Genomic DNA, 16,178 nt, shown 5'->3' with positions numbered 1-16,178 from the left:
AAAAAAGCGCATTCAGAAAGGGTGCGCTTTTTTTATTTTTACTAAGGTGTATTGCGAACAATGCTTCAATCCATAAGGGACAACTCAAAAGGTATAATTGCCAAAATTATCGTAGGTCTGATCGCTCTGACGTTTGCACTTTTTGGTGTTGAGTCACTGATTGGACTGGGTTCATCTGAAAAGCCAATAGCAACAGTGAATGGAGAGGCTGTTAGCACTCAAGAGCTTATGCGAGGTGTTGAGTTGCAGCGCCGCCAAATACTGTCACAAATGGGGCCGGATGCGGATCCTACAATGCTGGATGACAATCTACTTAATCGTATGGTGTTAGAAAGCTTGATAGAGCGCTCTCTGCTTTCTCAGTCAGTTGAAAAACAAGGACTTTTCTTCTCTGAAGAAATGTTGGATCAGCTGATTGTCAATACACCTCAGTTTCAAGTGGATGGCCGTTTTGATCGAAATCAATTTGAACTGGTTTTGCGCAGTGCAGGCTTCACTCCATTGACCTATCGTGAGTTGCTGCGATTAGAAACTCTGATTGATCAAGAGCGAGCGGGCTATGTGCTGTCCTCATTTATGACTAGGTCTGAAATAGAGCGTATCGTTTCGCTGGATCAGCAGACTCGGGACTTCGCATATGTCAGTCTTTCGTTGTTGCCAATTTTGAATCAAGTCAGCGTGACTGAGGAAGAAATCCGTGCGCGCTATGATCAGAATGCTGGTTCATTACAGACTGAAGAGCGTGTGATACTGGATTATGTTTTGCTCGAAAAAGCGGCTTTCGTTGATCCTGGTCAAGTAAGTGACTCGGAAGTAGAATCACTTTACCAGCAGGCTCTAGCTGAGTTCAGAAGTGAAGAGTTGCGTGATGCCGCTCATATTCTGATTGAGGTTGATGAGCAAACAGATGCGTTGGCTGCGTTGGCCAGAATTCAGGAAGTGAAGTTGAAGTTAGAGGAGGGCGAGGATTTTGCGACTTTAGCCCAAATTTATTCTGATGATATAGGTTCGGCTTCTGAAGGAGGAGCGCTAGGCTTCATGTCTCGTGACATGTTGGTTGGCCCCTTCGCAGAAACACTGTTTGCTATGGAAACCGTAGGTGGTATCTCTGAACCTATTCAAACGGAGTTTGGTTATCACCTAATTAAACTTGAAGGTGTGAAGCAAGAGGAAATGCCTACTCGGGCTGATCTTGAGATGGAACTGCGTTATGAAATTGCGGAGCGGGATGCGGAGCGTTTCTATGTTGAAGCACTAGAGCGCTTGGCTGATTTGTCGTTTTCATCAGCTGATCTCATAGCACCTTCTGAAGAGTTAGGTTTAGAGGTCATAACATCTGAAGCGATATCGAGAGAGGGTGGTACGGGCTTGTTAGGTGGGCATCCTCGCGTCGTAGAAGTAGCCTTTAGTCAAGATGTGCTAAGAGACAGACTAAATAGCCTGCCAATCGAATTGGATCGTGAACGAGCCGTAGTTTTGCGCTTGAATCAACATCAGCCATCACGGCAGGTGACATTTGAGGAGGCAAAAGACTCAATCGAACTTGAGCTGATTACCGAAATTGCCAAAGAGCAGCTTCGTGCTCAAGCCGATGCTTGGCTCGCCAGTTTTAAAGAGGGTGAGATTCCGCCGGATATGAGTGATGATTACTCCTGGGTTGAAATCACAGGTGTAAATCGTGGGGCTCAAGATGTTTCTTCAGAAATACGCAATGCTGCTTTTGCTATGAACTCCGAAGAATTGCCAGCATTTGAGGTTATAACCTTACGAAATGGTAATTTTGCTTTATTGAGATTGGATGAAGTTAATCGAGCTGAAGCCGATTTAACGGAAGATGAAATGGCATTTATGCTATCTTTCCTAGGGTCAAATCAAGGACAGATAGAGTATGAAGGTCGTGTAGAAGGTTTGCGTCAAGCGGCAACGATTGAGCGCAACTGAGGTAGGTATCATTCTTTTGTTTTAATAAAAACCCCAACCAAGTGTTGGGGTTTTTCGTATGGGGGTTAGTGAAGGGCGAAGGCCGCTTTCATCAATGACTGTGTATAGGGGTGTTTAGGTGATGCAAACACGTCTTCTGTTAGCCCTGATTCAACCGTTATTCCGTCTTTGACGACCATGACGCGATGACTCAGCGCTTTAACAACGGACAAGTCATGGCTGATAAATAGATAACTTAGCTCATAACGCTTTTGCAATTCTCTAAGGAGTTCGACGATCTGTCTTTGCACAGTACGGTCTAAAGCCGAGGTAGGTTCATCTAGTACGATAAGGTCAGGGCGAAGAACTAAGGCTCTGGCAATTGCAATGCGTTGACGTTGGCCACCAGAAAACTCATGAGGGTAACGCTCGGCAGATGAAGGTTCTAAGCCAACATCAACCAATGCTTCTTCAACACGCCGACGAATATCATTCGGGTCTTTAACACCATGAACTTCAAGTCCTTCAGCGATCGACTCACCGACCAGCATTCGAGGGCTTAGGCTGCCAAATGGGTCTTGAAACACAATTTGCATTTGTTTTCGTAAGGGTTTTATCTGCTTCTGTTTAAGTGTGTGCAGAGCATTGGATTGAAAATGTATTTCGCCAGATGATTGGATTAAGCGTAAGACAGCAAGTGCTAAGGTGGTTTTACCAGAACCAGACTCACCAACAATGCCAAGCGTCTCTCCTTTTCTGAGTTCAAAATGAGCGCCAGTGATGGCTTTGTGATAATTGGTAATTCGTTTAAATAATCCACTGTAAACTGGAAACCATACGTCCAATTGATTCACTTTCAAAATTACAGGGCTATTAGGCTTCAGAGGGTGAGCTTGGCCAGAAGGGTCTGCGGACAATAATTTTTGTGTGTAGCTTTCTTGCGGTTGATCAAATAATAATTGGGTGGTTTGAGTTTCAACAAGCTTGCCTTGGTGCATGACACATACGCGGTCTGCAAAATGCTTTACAACACCCAGATCATGGGTAATCAGCAGTACGGCCATGTTTAGTTTTGTTTGCAGTGTGCGTAACAGTTCGAGTATTTGTTTTTGAATCGTCACGTCTAAGGCTGTCGTTGGCTCATCAGCAATCAAAAGTTCTGGCTCATTTGCAAGGGCCATTGCAATCATTACACGCTGACGCAGTCCACCAGAAAGCTCATGGGGGTATTGTTTGAGGCGCTTTTCTGGGGAAGGGATTCCGACTAACTGAAGTAAATCTAAGCTGCGAGATTTTATATCCGCTTTTTTCAATGCTTGATGCAGTTGTAAAGACTCTGCTAATTGCTTTTCAACCGTATGTAAGGGGTTGAGTGAAGTCATAGGTTCTTGAAAAATTATGCTTACTTTATTTCCTCGAAAATCCCTTAGACGCTCTTCAGATTCGTTGAGTAATGACTCACCACGATAGAGAATTTCACCGCTTGGGTAGCGGGTTATGTTTTTAGGCAATAGCTGTAAAATCGACAAAGCCGTCACTGATTTCCCAGAACCTGACTCACCAACTAATGCCAAGCATTCACCAGGTGCTATTTCAAAGCTAACATCATCAACCACTTTTTTACCTGAAAAAGCAATTGATAGGTTCTTCAAGGAGATCAGAGATGTATCCTTCATATTAGTGTGCCTGTAGCTGGATATTAAACGTTGTGCCATATTTAGGATCAGAGGTCACAGCGATATGCCCTTGGTGCTGTTCGGTAATGATGAAGTGAGCAAAGGATAGGCGTTTACTCATGTCCTCACTACCTGAATCAGATGGGTTGCTAAAAAAAGGTTCAAAGAGTGTCATTTGCTCATCATCGGATAAAGTGGCGCCGTTGTGATGAATCTTTATCCAGATTGCATCATATACTAGATTGATTTCTATTCGAATAAGAGGGTCGGTTGTACGTGCTGCAATGAGTGCGTCATAGGTGTGCCTGAATAAGCTTAGCAGTGCTTGCTGCATCTCAATGATATAGCAGGCTACTTTCGGTAAGTTGGTATCAAATGCTTTTTCAATACGAATTTCCGAAAAATTCAGGTATTTAGATGAAGTGAGTACATCACCCGCTAGCGTTAATGCATGTTGAGTAATTTCAGTAAGATCAGCAGCTTGACGAATATCACTGCGCTGGCGTGCGAAGGTTAGCAGGTTATTAATGATCGCTGTCACATTGCGACCTTTTTCCGATGCGTCTTCCAAAAGGTGGTTGAGTCGCTGCACTTCTTTACCGCATGAGGAGTTTTCCGCCATCAGTTGGCCGGATGTCAGTAAGCCTTGAAAGCTTGATAAATCTAAGAGTATTCCCTGTAAGGGGGCATTAATATCATGCGCCATCGTAGCGGCTAGCTCTCCCATAGAAGACATTTTGTCATTATGAATCAACATGTTTTCAGCTAAAATCTTTTGGGTTACATCGTCAATTAGAATAACAACACCTGCATCCATCTGATTTTGTAAGGGATAAATTGTAATGTTGAAATAGTAAAGACCATTTTGGCTTTGTTTGATATAGATAGCTTCTTGACTTTTAAGTGCGCTATTCAAATGCTCTTCTGTGATATTTAATGTGGGGTAGGTGTCCCATAAGGGTGAACCCAACGCTTTTTCACGACTGACTCCGGAAATATCTTCTGCCTTGTTGTTCCACTGGGTAATGAGATGGTTTTTATCTAAACCTATGAGCATCAGAGGTAGTGAGCACAGAATGTCGTCTAAATAGGCTTGAGAGGCTTTTAGTGCGGAGGTGCGTTGAGCAACGCGCTCTTCTAACTGCCCCCTGATTAGGGTCAGCTCTTTGTTCGTTTTAAATGCTTTCCTCCAAGTCATGAAGAGAAAAAAAACCACCACCGACAGAAGTATTATTAGAACACCGCTAGAAAAATTTGCAATATATTGCCAGTTAGTGCGGCCATCAGCTGTTTTGAAGTAGTTGATCAAGCTTGCTTGGGCAAGCGGGCTGATTAGGATAAGTAGGCAGCTTAAGTAAATATGTCTCATAGTATGCGATGGGGCAGCCCCGTCTCCTTTCGAGATGTTAGCATTGGTTACAGAGTACAACAGGTGTTGATGTTATTGCCTTTTATTGTGCGCAGGTTTGATGGCGCATATTGCAAACGCTTGAATGATTCAATATGGTTTGCCAATGTTGTACCTCAGAATTGGGTAATCCTATTTCGTTCACTGAAGAAAAGGGAATGGTTCTCCAAGACTTGCTGAGGGTGTAGAGCGTCGATTCTCCTTGAATTACGCGTGTTAGAATAATTTCTCCCCAAACCGCATCAAGCACTTGTCCACACCAGCTAATCATCATCGCACTTGAATAACGAGGTTGTGATATTGCCTGTAAGGGTTGTGAATGGGTGAAGCGACACTCTTTAGTGAGTGTTGATTTTAGTTCATTAAGATATTGCTGGGGCGATAGCTCTGGATTGTCGATGACTTGGAACGCGAGCATTTGTTTCCAGTTAAGGAGGTTTTGCTCTTGAGGAACGAGTTCATCCACGCCACGATTGTTGAGCCACTCGCGATAGACTGAGTGCCAGTTGGCAGGGACGTACGCTTGGAGAAGCTCTCCACCCTGAGGATGTGAAAGAACTTGAGGGGTTGCTAGTATACGAAACCCTGCGGGGGAGCCCTGTGCCAAAGATTGGATTGGCGTCAAAAAGAGCGATACGATACACAGTGTCGCTAAAGTAGAGAGATGTCTGGTTGATGATAAGCGTGTAGAGGGTTTCACTAAAATAGAAAATAAACGCTTCTCGAAAGTCATCATGCGCGTAACCTACGTGTAAAAAAATTCCAGACTAAATATTAACAGCATCTTGCCATGTTTTCTTCAATCTTATTCAAATACTCGGGGAGGTCTAGGCGTATTGCTGCCAAATTAAGCGTGCGCAGATAATCATTGAGACACTGACAAGCAGGGGTTTTATTAAGCGGGTACCTTGGCTAATGACCAGTTTAGAGCCTAGGCGGGCACCTATTATTTGCCCCGCCGCCATGACTAAGCCTGCACTCCATAGGACCTGGCCAGCAAATGTGAAAAAAAGGAGAGATGCAAGGTTGGAGGTAAGATTCAAGAGCTTGGTGTGCGCTGTGGCTTTCACTAAGCCAAAGCCTGCAAGAGCAACAAATGCAAACGCAAAAAATGAGCCTGTGCCCGGTCCAAAAAATCCATCATAAAAACCGACGGTTGTTCCTATCAGCAATGCAAAGGCGCAGTGTGATAAGCGTCGTTCACTATCGTCATTGGATATTCGAGGTGACAGCAAGAAGTAGATGGCGAATGCCATTAATAGAAAAGGCAGTAGTTGGCTTAAGAAGCCAGAGTCAACACGCTGCACAAGAATTGTTCCTAAGGCGCTGCCTACAAACGTGCAGAGAATGGGAAGCTTCATTGTTGATAGTTTTATAAGGCCTCTTCGCCAAAAATATAATGTGGCGGTAAAGGCTCCAAAACTGCTTTGTAACTTATTTGTTGCCAAGGCCATTGTTGGCGGCATGCCTGTTGCTAAGAGGGCAGGAATTGAGATTAATCCACCACCGCCAGCAATCGAATCTACAAACCCAGCAGCGAATCCGGCAAGTCCAAGTAAAATGAGAATGGATAAATCGAGTTCCATTATTGGCTTTTCTTAGTGGTCTAGAGAGCGGCTAGGCTCATTGTTATGCCGGATTTACGAGAGCTGTGCAGGGAGTCTATTTGATCGCAACTTAGCTGCCGGGTTGGTTGGCATTTTGTGAGCGCATAGCAATTTGCTCCTGACTGGCCACTTCCATAACGCTAACCAGCTGCTCAACCCGTTGGTTGAATTTGGCAAGTTGTTCTCTAGGGACAGAGAGTGCCATCGGAAGGTTGGCTGTCATGGCATTCACAGGTCTGCCATTAACATGTAATTCGAAGTGGAGGTGTGGTCCTGTTGAACGTCCTGTGTTGCCTGATAGAGCAATGCGTTGACCGCGTTTAACGGTGTCGCCGCGTTTAACCAACTGACGATTTAGATGTAAATAACGGGTCTTGTAGGTAGAGCCGTGTTGAATTTCGATGTATTTGCCTGCAAACGGATGGTTTTCGACGCGTGTAACAACACCATCTCCGATACTGACAACAGGGGTGCCGATTGGCATGGCGAAGTCTGTTCCATTGTGAGGCGCAACACGACGGGTAACTGGATGAAGGCGTGTTGGATTAAAAGGTGAACTGATGCGGAAGTTCTGATCGTGAGGGATACGTCGGAACGCGCGCGTTAGGCTTTCACCTTTTGCATCGTAATAGTTACCGTCTTCAAACAAAAAGGCGGTATAGGTGGTTCTGTTCTGTTGTAAGCGAATGCCTTCGATAGTCGATTGGCCTGTGTGTTCGTCGTCCACTCGCTGTGAACTGCGTACGATCTGAAATCGATCACCCGCCTGAATCTGTCTGTTAAAATCGATTTGTTCACTCATGAGTTTATTCACCTCAAGAATTTCCGATTTGGTCAGACCTGCCCGAATAGCCGAAACATAAAAACTACCGTAAATTTCGCCTGCAATAATCTCTTGTTCCCACACACCTGGGTTAATTAACTCTTCAAATTCAAACATGGTGTCGTCAACACGACGATAAATAACTCGATTGCCTGCATGAATAAAGAACTCCATCTCAAGTAGATCAGATGTTTCAAGATCTTTACGGAAGGTTAAGTGGTGTCCTGGACGAATAATGTCTAAGGCAAGTACCTGTTCGTCTGCTGCCAGGATTTGATGCATGATCGTTTGGCCGATCTCAAACTTATCGAAAATAGAGCTAAGTGTATCGCCAGCTTCAATTGAATAGCGAACAATACCGGGCTCTTCTTGAGCGGTTTCGACAACTTCTAGTGCGACCTCGTGTTCAAATGTGAGAACATTTTCGTCGTGAAATATATCACTAAACTCAGCATCAAGACGTATATCTTGAGAGAAGTCTTGTTGATCATCATGGGTATTGAAACTGATTGAGCTGTCATTTAGTGAAGTGTCATTGCTTGGTGTGTCTGGCATAAAAAAAGCAAAAGCCAGTAAAAAAATAGCGATCAGCAATGCGCATAAATGTGGTAGAGGCAGAGCTGATGCCAACCTCTTAGGTAAATTAACTTTTCTCAATTGCATAACAAATCCACAATCCTGCAATTAATACGACAAACCAAAAATTTGGTGCCATTATCACTTTATTAATGAGGTAATTGCAATCTTATGAGCGATTTATCTTGTATTTGTGATCTATATCAAGAATCAGTCCAGTTCAAAGCAGCAGAGCGGTGCATAAGACTAGAGGCTAAAAGACAGCTGGATGTTTAGGCGTTATACCTAGCGAATAATAATTAAGGAACATCGACATGTTAGAAACGCAACGTGCCCCTGCGTTGGGCTGGAGAATGTTGTTTTCTCAGACTCGTTTACCTGATACTCAAGGCTGGCCTGATTGGTTATCAAGGCTTGCTGAGGTGTTGAGTGCTATGTCTCTGTCTGACGTAACACGCGTAAAGGCATTGCAAGTCCCGCTTGTTGAAGCCTTGATGGAGTTACATCTGCCCGCTTGGCAAATCAGTCAAGTTTTGAGTGATCACAATGATTGGCTCTATCGCTTTGCCATTCAGGAGTCCATTGATGAGATGAAACAGCAAGGCTGGGGTGATGCTCCCTGTCGATTTTGCGTGCTGTGTTTGGGGTCGGGCGCGCGAGGTGAGAGTTTATTAAATCCAGATCAAGACAATGCTTTAATTATTGAAGATTACCCAGATGCTCGACATGGTGAAATAGACCTTTGGTTTCAGACTTTATCAGAACGCTTTACGGATAAACTGGACCAAGTGGGAATTCCCTTGTGTAAGGGGCATGTCATGGCACGCTGGCCGCTTTGGCGTAAAACGTTGTCTCAGTGGTGTGAGCAGTTCAGGCTATGGACGTCGCGAAGAACGGTTCGCCAAGTGCAATTTTCCAATATTTTGTTGGATTTTAATCCGGTGTTCGGAGACTGTTCATTAGCTGAATCTTTTCGTGAATATTCATTGAGTCGTATGCCAAGAGCTGGGCTGTTTTTACATGAAATGAGCGAATTGATGGATGAAACTCCGGTGGCGTTGGATCGTTTTGAACGTCTCCATGGTGATGGTAAAGAAGCACCTCATCAAGATGCAATTAATTTAAAGAAGCAAGGTTTATTGCCTTTACAAGGTGCTTTGAGACTGCTTTCGCTACAGAGGGGAATAAGGGAACAGAGCTGTCAAGCGCGTTTGGTCGCTTTGGTGAAGCTTGGGGTTATTCATCAACCCCAAGCAGAGATGTTGCTGCTCGCTTTGCATCATTTACAAGACTTGCTGCTTAACTCACAGCTTAGCGCTTTTAAGGATGGTCGTCCAATTGACGGTTGGGTGGATATGCGAACGCTAAATCCTATGAGCAAGCAGGTGCTGAGACTGAGTCTGCTATCAATTAAGGAATTGCAAAAAAAAGCACGTATCTCCGCCTGATTAATCTATAGATCAGGCGCTTTTGGTAATTCCATTATGATATGAGCACCCTCAAGAGACGTAGGATCATCGATCCACAATCGCCCGCCCATATGGGCTAAGATTCCGCGGCAAATAGGCAAGCCTAAGCCTGTCCCTTTTGGGCGTCCTTTAGGTCTTGTTTGATTGCCTTGCTCAACTTGGTGGAACTTTTCGAATACAAGTTCCCTCTGATCTTTAGGAATCCCTTCACCATTGTCTTCAACACTGAGTCGAAAGCAGCGCTTGTTTTGATTTAGTGTGACGTTAACTTCACCCTTAGATGCGTTTGCAAACTTACGCGCATTGTCTAGCAGGTTTATAATCACCTGCTGTAATCGATCGGTGTCTGCAATCACCCAAGCTTCATCAAGACAGAGATTTACTTGTATTCTAATGCCTCGTTCTTCGTAAAGTCGAGTGACAGCCTCTATGGATTGCTGCAAGGATTCAATTAAATTAATGCGTTCTGGCTTAAGTTGCATGCGTCCCGATTCTATGCGAGCTAAATCAAGAATTTCTTCTATTAGTCGTGACAGTCGCTCACTTTCTCTGACAATGACATCTAAAAAGTGAGCGTGTTTTTCTAACGTGATGCTGGGGGTGTCTCTAAGTATTTCAGCAAACGCACGTATTGATGTCAGCGGGGTTCTTAGCTCGTGACTGACCATGGCAATGAATTCATCTTTTAATCTATCCAGTTCTCTCAGTCTATCATTGGCTTCACGAAGCTCTTTGCCGATGAGGGATAACTCAGTTGATTTTTGTTCTAAACGACGATTGTATTCGAGCGTCTGTGATGTTGTATCTAAAATACTCAAAACAGCTTTTAAGTCTAAGGCCTCACCCTTCACCACCGAGTTAATAAGTACGCGTGCAGATGAACTTCCAAGTGAGCCTGCCAGTTGTTTTTCCGCGGCATTAATTAGGGCAGGCGACGCGGGATCTTCAGCTTCATCTGTTCGATGCTCATGTCTGAAGGAAGCAAAAAGTCGTTCAGTCGCACTGGCGCCTAAGTATCGATGGACGAGTTCATGTAGTTCACCTCTGCTCGTGTGTCCATGCCACATGGGTGTATGGAGCTGATCTTGCTGAAGTGCCCCACAAAATATGGCAGCCTGTGTTTGTTCAAATTGTGTTTGTCGTGTGAATTGAGAAATCAGTATGATCAAACCTATGTTGGCCAGTAGGCTCCAAAACAGTGAGTGCGTATAAATGTCTAAGCCTGCAAATCCAAACAATTGGTAGGGTCTGAGCGCTTCGATACCCCAAGGGCCTTCAGTAATGAGTTGAATATCAATCCATCCGGATTGGGCAAAACCAGGAATTAATAAGGTGTGGCACCATACAGTAAAGCCACCTAACAATCCTATCATTGCAGCGGTTTGAGTGGCTCCGCGCCAGTACAGTCCTAGTAAAAGTGCTGGAGCAAACTGCGCGGCAGCGGCGAATGAAACCAGGCCGATGGTAACAAGCGTGTAGGACTCCCCTATTAGTGCATGGTATAGATAGCCCAGTAACAGTATGAATAGAATAGTGACGCGTCTAATTCCTAGCAGCCAAGGGCTTAAGTCTGATTGTCGATCGAGGTGCAAGCGTCTCCAGCGTAATAGAATTGGCATCACCAGTTGGTTGCTCACCATTGTGGAGAGTGCAATAGTTTCAACAATGACCATGCCTGTTGCTGCAGATAGGCCCCCAATAAATACTAACATCGGTAAGGTTTTAGCGCCTTCAATCAGCGGCAATGTTAAGACGTAGCTATCTGGGCTTAGATTGGGGTCATTTAACATCATTCCTGCGAGGGCGACAGGAATAACAAAAATATTGATGGCCAGTAGGTAGAGTGGGAACATCCAAGAGGCGCGTTTGATATGACTTTCATCAACATTCTCAACTACCATTACCTGAAATTGTCGTGGTAGTGTGATAAATGCGAGCATGGATAAAATCAGTAAACCAACCCAGCCTGACGCGCCGCCTGGAACTTTCTCAAGACCTAGTGTTGACATGAGTGCTGGGTGGTTAGCTGCCTGCTCAAATAGATCAACAGGACCTGCATACAGATAAAAGGTAACAAAAATCCCCACAGCTAAAAAAGCCATGAGCTTAACTAAGGACTCAAAAGCGATTGCCGAGACCATTCCTTCATGGCGCTCACTGGCATCGAGTTGCCTTGTTCCAAATAAAATAATAAACACGGCCAGTACGAGTGAAATCCAAAAGGATTTATCGGCAAAGAAAAGCATTGATTGGCTTGTGTCTGTTGCGGGTGCGTTAAAGTCGGCAAGAATTGAGTAGCTGTAGGTGATGGCTTTGAGCTGCAGCGCAATGTACGGAATGATGCCTATCACTGCAATAATGGTAATGATGGCGCCAATACGTTGACTCTTGCCATAACGAGCGCTGATAAAATCGGCTATTGAGGTCAGGCGCTGAGCTCTAGCAATTCGAACCATTTTCCGAATCAACATCCAGCCACTTAGCATGACCAGTGTTGGGCCTAAATAAATTAATAAAAAGCTGGGGCCTGCTTCAGTCGTGCGGCCTACACTTCCGTAAAACGTCCAGGCTGTGCAATAAACGGCAATTGATAAGGTGTATACCGTAGGAGAACCTATGATGGAGCGTCCTTGTTCAGCACGCTTGTCGCCGAAAGCAGCGATGATGAAGAGCAGTGCTAGGTAGCCAAATGCAAAGACGAGAATAATGGCTTCACTCATCAGATGTTTCCAAAAAATAGGCTGCGATAGTAATAATGCCAAGCCAAGCGGCAAATATCCAAATGGTTAGGCGTGACAGTCCTAAGTTTGATGGGGTGTCGAACAAGAAAATGATCGGTGGAGAAAACAGCAGGCCACATAAAAGGACGATTGCGATCATGCGGCTGGATAAGCTTTTCTTTTGCATGGCGCTTTAGCCTACTCTGATGGTTTCTGCCTTCGCTTGCAAGACGAGTGCCTGTTGAAGGGTGTGGACACCACGTGCCTCTAATCGTGGAAGCAATGTAAGCAGAAGTTCGGCCGTTACGCGGGCATCGCCAAGAGCCGTATGGCGGGTGCCTGCCGGAAAATGTATTTGGAAACGTTCGGCTAATGCATCTAGGCTATGCTCATCGATATCTGGATCAAGGACACGTGACAATAGCAGTGTGTCAAGAATGGGCATGTCAAACTCAACTCCAGATTCGTCTTGATGCATTTGAATGGCTAAGAGATCAAATGCAGCATTGTGAGCAACTAAAACACCTTGACCAACGAAGGCTCTAAAACGAGGCAGCACAATTTTCAAGGGTGGAGCGTGTTTAACATCCTCATCATTCAGGCCATGTATGGCTGTACTCATCGGAGGTATTGGGCGTTCGGGGTTGACGAGCTGATCAAATTTTTCTGTTGCGAGTAATCGCCCGTTGACAACTCTGCAGGCCCCAATGCTGACAATCGTGTCCCCTGATCGCAGTTTAAGTCCAGTTGTTTCCGTGTCAAAGACAATCATTTCAAGTTGGTTGAGATTTAAATGTGCTAATTCGCTTTTGGGGGCAGGGAGGTCTGCGATGCTAAAATCATGAAATTCAGGTCTTGGGTTAATTGATTTGTTGGGCTCTGCATGCCGATCGGTCGCAGGTAGAGGGATGCGAAGGCGAGCGTGCTCACGGTCATGGTCGGGTAACGACCACCAATCCGAATTGTGTTGGTTGAGTACATCGCTGATACGTGGGGCCAGAGGTTGTTCACTTAAAGGTAAGTCTCTCCATTCTTCTAATGTTTGCTGCGTCAAGGCAGCTCCTTTCCAGATAATATCAAGGTAGACACGCTTATTGCCAAGGCAAATCTCAAACTCTATGCTTGATGCCTGCGTTGTCTGAATGAACTCAGGCAGTAAGCGCTCAAGCATCGCTAATAGTGTTGGACTGTCGGCACGAAACCAGGCAGGAATGCCTATCGGTACCATTGCGACATTCGGATTTTGCCAGCTATCCACTAGCGCACTGATAAAATCATTTGACCAGGTGTCGGTCAATCGGCCTTGATCGAGTTGTAAAGACTCTAAAAGGTGGGCAAGTTGATCAATCAAACCACCCAGTTTTTGACTTTCTTGATGCATAGCATTTTCAAGTTTTTCTTTAATGAGGCTATTATTTGTAGCACTGGATAGAGCCTCGGCCGTGGTTGATAAGGTAGCGGCATGTCCTCTAAGTTTGGGCAGGAGTTCTGCTAGAGGTTGGCGCCAGCGTTGATGAGTGGTGTGCGCTTCTGTTGTGTCTTCCAGAGTCAGCAGAGCTTCACCTTGATTGGCTTTCACGCGGCGTAAATTGCATCTAAGCCACCTGCCTTCGTGATGTAGAAGCAATTGTCTAGGACTGCCATCTTGAGGAAGTTTTTTAAGGGTTTCCGATAGATTTGGTAAGGGAAGTAATTGTTGTAAGTGGCGGCCGAGTCCAAGGGCTGGGTGGTCATGAAATAGGGCCTCAGCTGCTGGGTTCAGCATTAAAACACGCTGGTGTTGGTCGCATAAGAGTAAGGGGATTTCAAGAAACTGAACTACAGCTTCAAGCTCATGGCGAATGCGCATGGCATCTTTAGCGCCAGCTTGTCTTGCCGAAATGAGCTTCTGTCGGTCCTCTCGCCAGCCTTTTTTTAGGTGTTCTAAATCGGGAGCTAAATGTTTCAACCAACCTTCTGGTGCAAAGTCATCGTTGGCGTCAGGGTTTGCGACCAAACGAGAGAACTGTACCTGCAGTCGTCGTAAAGGAGCAAAGAGCTTTTGTTCTAAAATCAACCCTCCAAGTGCCAGTAGCGTAGGGCCCATGCAGGCTAAAATCACTAGCATTATGCGATGGGATGGCGACGTTGATAAAATGGAATCGAGTAATAGCCCTAGAACCAAGCAAACTAAAGCCGTAATGCCTGTGAGGACGAGCCAGATACCGAGTAAATGCTGACGCTTTGGCATGATGTTAACCTGTTTCGTGTAAGAGGTTTCTGACTTTTTGAACCAGAGCTTGTGTTGAAAAAGGCTTTGTTATGTAATCATCAGCGCCTAACGCCATGCCTTTTTCGCGTTCAACCTCTCGCCCATGTGCCGTCAACATAATCACAGGTAGATGTTGAAAGCGTTCGTCATTCCTTAGCTCTGCTAGCACGTCAAAACCACTGATACCTGGTAGGCTAATGTCTAATAAGACAAGGTTTGGTTCGAGTTCTTGAATTGTTTGCAAGGCAGTTTCTCCATCCTCAGCAGTAAAAACGGTAAATCCCGCTTGCTCCATCAAAAACTCTAGCGATAAAAGAATATTCGGTTCATCATCTACTACCAGCACCTTAGTCATGCTGTACTCCTTTTATAATTATTTATAATTCAGTCTAGTGCGCTGGCGGTCAGGTTGAAAGTCTACTATACCAATTGATGAGAGTGGCCTATGACTTGCTTAATGAACACCTTTAGAATAATTGAAACAGTCAATCATTACACAACAAGGTCTTAAGATGAACGTATTCCCTTGGTTTCAGCCTATTATTGAAATCGCCAGTGGCGAAGTGGCGGGCTATGAAGCCCTTGCTAGAACCACCGATGTACAGGGACAGATTATTTCAGCGGCTAATTTATTTTCGTCTCCAAGTTTGAGCCGTGAAGAGCGATTAAATTTAGATAGAGATATCCGATTGCAGGCCTTAACGAAATTCAATTCGTTGCGCCAGGGGCAGTTTTTATCCCTGAATATCTCGCCTGAGTGGATTAATTCCGTCACGGCAACGGGTGAGTTGCCAACCCTAGAGATGCTAAAGCAGGTGGGTGTTCGACCCGAACAAGTGGTCCTCGAAATTACAGAGCTGGATGGTGATTTAGACCGAATATGTTTATTTGCCGAGCGCTATCGCTCAGAAGGGGTCAAAATTGCTTACGACGACTTTGGCGCTGGATTTCAGCAGATGGATCGGGTTTTGGCATTTACTCCTGATTTCATAAAGCTGGATATGCGTATGTTCCAAACAGGACCCAAAACGCACTTTCATAGTGCGCTTATGCAGACGGTTGGGGAGATGAGTGCACGATTAGGGTGCAAAGTAATTTTCGAAGGTGTTGAAACGCCGGATGAATTTTTTGCCGCCTTGCATTGCAATGCAAGCTATATTCAAGGGTTCATCTTTTCGCCTGCAAAAGCAGAATTTTTGAATGTGGATTCAATGAAAACGCAAACAATGGAGTTGATCAGTCAGCATTTGGATATGGCTATCGATGAGGTTGCACGCAGGCAATTCTACACTGAGGGTCTTCACAGTGAGTTAATGTTGTTAAAAGATTTATTGCTCAGTGGTGGAACGGATAGCTTGAATACTTGGCATCCAGACCCTGATGTTCTTCGGTTTTATATCTGCAATCGCAGTGGAACCCAGATCTCTTCAAACTTTACCTACGACGTCTCTCAGGGTGTTTGGGTGGAAGATGCGGCATACGCGGGCCATAATTGGAGCTGGAGGCCATATTTTTATCAGTTATTAGGGGCCACTGATTTTGAACGACGTATTATGAGTTCTTCGCCCTATTATGATCTGGAAACAGGGCAAGAATGCTCTACACTTTCTTTGTCGTTAGATGACGCGCGGATTTTGCTTGTTGATATCCGAGAAGAGCGGAAATCTCAGGGACGTCTGGCGTCTCTCATATCCTGCCATAGTGACCTGATTCCAGCATTGTCTTGAG

The 16,178-nt window shown here is 44.9% G+C and carries 12 protein-coding genes; 3 read left to right on the top strand and 9 right to left on the bottom strand.

The genetic code is table 11. The features are described from left to right. The first annotated feature begins 60 nt into the window (after positions 1 to 60). Entirely contained in the window at positions 61 to 1,941 is a 1,881-nt protein-coding gene (locus DN062_RS06675; RefSeq protein WP_112158562.1) for a SurA N-terminal domain-containing protein, read from the top strand. A gap of 65 nt (positions 1,942 to 2,006) precedes the next feature. On the opposite strand, the gene DN062_RS06670 is transcribed toward DN062_RS06675, so the two are convergent. The 5 genes from DN062_RS06670 to DN062_RS06650 all read right to left on the bottom strand — a co-directional run bounded on the left by DN062_RS06670 (position 2,007) and on the right by DN062_RS06650 (position 8,097). Continuing rightward, entirely contained in the window at positions 2,007 to 3,596 is a 1,590-nt protein-coding gene (locus tag DN062_RS06670; RefSeq protein ID WP_112158561.1) for an ABC transporter ATP-binding protein, read from the bottom strand. Position 3,597: 1 nt separating this feature from the next. Next, entirely contained in the window at positions 3,598 to 4,794 is a 1,197-nt protein-coding gene (locus DN062_RS06665) for a two-component system sensor histidine kinase NtrB (protein ID WP_239995725.1), read from the bottom strand. A 253-nt stretch (positions 4,795 to 5,047) separates the two neighbouring features. Then, complete coding sequence (locus DN062_RS06660; protein WP_112158559.1) at positions 5,048 to 5,740, bottom strand: hypothetical protein; 693 nt, start codon at positions 5,738 to 5,740, stop codon at positions 5,048 to 5,050. Positions 5,741 to 5,831: 91 nt separating this feature from the next. Next, positions 5,832 to 6,590, bottom strand: coding sequence for a TSUP family transporter (locus DN062_RS06655; RefSeq protein ID WP_112158558.1), 759 nt, complete (start codon positions 6,588 to 6,590; stop codon positions 5,832 to 5,834). A gap of 91 nt (positions 6,591 to 6,681) precedes the next feature. Further along, positions 6,682 to 8,097: a peptidoglycan DD-metalloendopeptidase family protein gene (locus DN062_RS06650; RefSeq protein WP_112158557.1), complete on the bottom strand. Its 1,416-nt coding sequence runs from the start codon at positions 8,095 to 8,097 to the stop codon at positions 6,682 to 6,684. A 227-nt stretch (positions 8,098 to 8,324) separates the two neighbouring features. On the opposite strand from DN062_RS06650, the gene DN062_RS06645 reads away from it, so the two are divergent. Continuing rightward, complete coding sequence (locus DN062_RS06645) at positions 8,325 to 9,458, top strand: DUF294 nucleotidyltransferase-like domain-containing protein (RefSeq protein ID WP_239995724.1); 1,134 nt, start codon at positions 8,325 to 8,327, stop codon at positions 9,456 to 9,458. Positions 9,459 to 9,463: 5 nt separating this feature from the next. Here DN062_RS06645 and DN062_RS06640 read toward each other — a convergent pair whose 3' ends face one another. The 4 genes from DN062_RS06640 to DN062_RS06630 are packed head-to-tail and all read right to left on the bottom strand — an operon-like array spanning position 9,464 to position 14,805. Further along, the gene (locus tag DN062_RS06640) at positions 9,464 to 12,202 is read right to left on the bottom strand and encodes an ATP-binding protein (RefSeq protein ID WP_112158798.1); all 2,739 of its coding nucleotides are present in this window, start codon (positions 12,200 to 12,202) and stop codon (positions 9,464 to 9,466) included. Then, positions 12,192 to 12,386, bottom strand: coding sequence for a hypothetical protein (locus DN062_RS18470; protein WP_133256751.1), 195 nt, complete (start codon positions 12,384 to 12,386; stop codon positions 12,192 to 12,194). Before DN062_RS18470 ends, DN062_RS06640 begins: the two co-directional genes overlap by 11 nt. A 6-nt stretch (positions 12,387 to 12,392) precedes the next feature. After that, the gene (locus DN062_RS06635) at positions 12,393 to 14,429 is read right to left on the bottom strand and encodes a 3'-5' exonuclease (RefSeq protein WP_112158556.1); all 2,037 of its coding nucleotides are present in this window, start codon (positions 14,427 to 14,429) and stop codon (positions 12,393 to 12,395) included. Between the two features lie 4 nt (positions 14,430 to 14,433). Then, on the bottom strand, positions 14,434 to 14,805 hold the full coding sequence (locus DN062_RS06630) for a response regulator transcription factor (RefSeq protein WP_112158555.1): 372 nt from the start codon (positions 14,803 to 14,805) through the stop codon (positions 14,434 to 14,436). A gap of 157 nt (positions 14,806 to 14,962) precedes the next feature. On the opposite strand from DN062_RS06630, the gene DN062_RS06625 reads away from it, so the two are divergent. Then, entirely contained in the window at positions 14,963 to 16,177 is a 1,215-nt protein-coding gene (locus tag DN062_RS06625) for an EAL domain-containing protein (protein ID WP_112158554.1), read from the top strand. Position 16,178: the final 1 nt, after the last annotated feature.

The sequence above is a fragment of the Nitrincola tibetensis genome (assembly GCF_003284585.1).
In the GTDB taxonomy this organism is placed as follows: Bacteria; Pseudomonadota; Gammaproteobacteria; order Pseudomonadales; family Balneatricaceae; genus Nitrincola; species Nitrincola tibetensis.
Note: the sequence above shows the minus strand (reverse complement) of the source record. Positions and strands in the feature narration are given on the sequence as shown.

Coding starts and splice junctions, on each gene's coding strand:
- DN062_RS06650 (WP_112158557.1), bottom strand. CDS start 8,097: ATGCAATTGAGAAAAGTTAATTTACCTAAGAGGTTGGCATCAGCTCTG.
- DN062_RS06660 (WP_112158559.1), bottom strand. CDS start 5,740: ATGATGACTTTCGAGAAGCGTTTATTTTCTATTTTAGTGAAACCCTCT.
- DN062_RS06655 (WP_112158558.1), bottom strand. CDS start 6,590: ATGGAACTCGATTTATCCATTCTCATTTTACTTGGACTTGCCGGATTC.
- DN062_RS06665 (WP_239995725.1), bottom strand. CDS start 4,794: ATGACTTGGAGGAAAGCATTTAAAACGAACAAAGAGCTGACCCTAATC.
- DN062_RS06635 (WP_112158556.1), bottom strand. CDS start 14,429: ATGCCAAAGCGTCAGCATTTACTCGGTATCTGGCTCGTCCTCACAGGC.
- DN062_RS06675 (WP_112158562.1), top strand. CDS start 61: ATGCTTCAATCCATAAGGGACAACTCAAAAGGTATAATTGCCAAAATT.
- DN062_RS06670 (WP_112158561.1), bottom strand. CDS start 3,596: ATGAAGGATACATCTCTGATCTCCTTGAAGAACCTATCAATTGCTTTT.
- DN062_RS06625 (WP_112158554.1), top strand. CDS start 14,963: ATGAACGTATTCCCTTGGTTTCAGCCTATTATTGAAATCGCCAGTGGC.
- DN062_RS06645 (WP_239995724.1), top strand. CDS start 8,325: ATGTTAGAAACGCAACGTGCCCCTGCGTTGGGCTGGAGAATGTTGTTT.
- DN062_RS18470 (WP_133256751.1), bottom strand. CDS start 12,386: ATGCAAAAGAAAAGCTTATCCAGCCGCATGATCGCAATCGTCCTTTTA.
- DN062_RS06630 (WP_112158555.1), bottom strand. CDS start 14,805: ATGACTAAGGTGCTGGTAGTAGATGATGAACCGAATATTCTTTTATCG.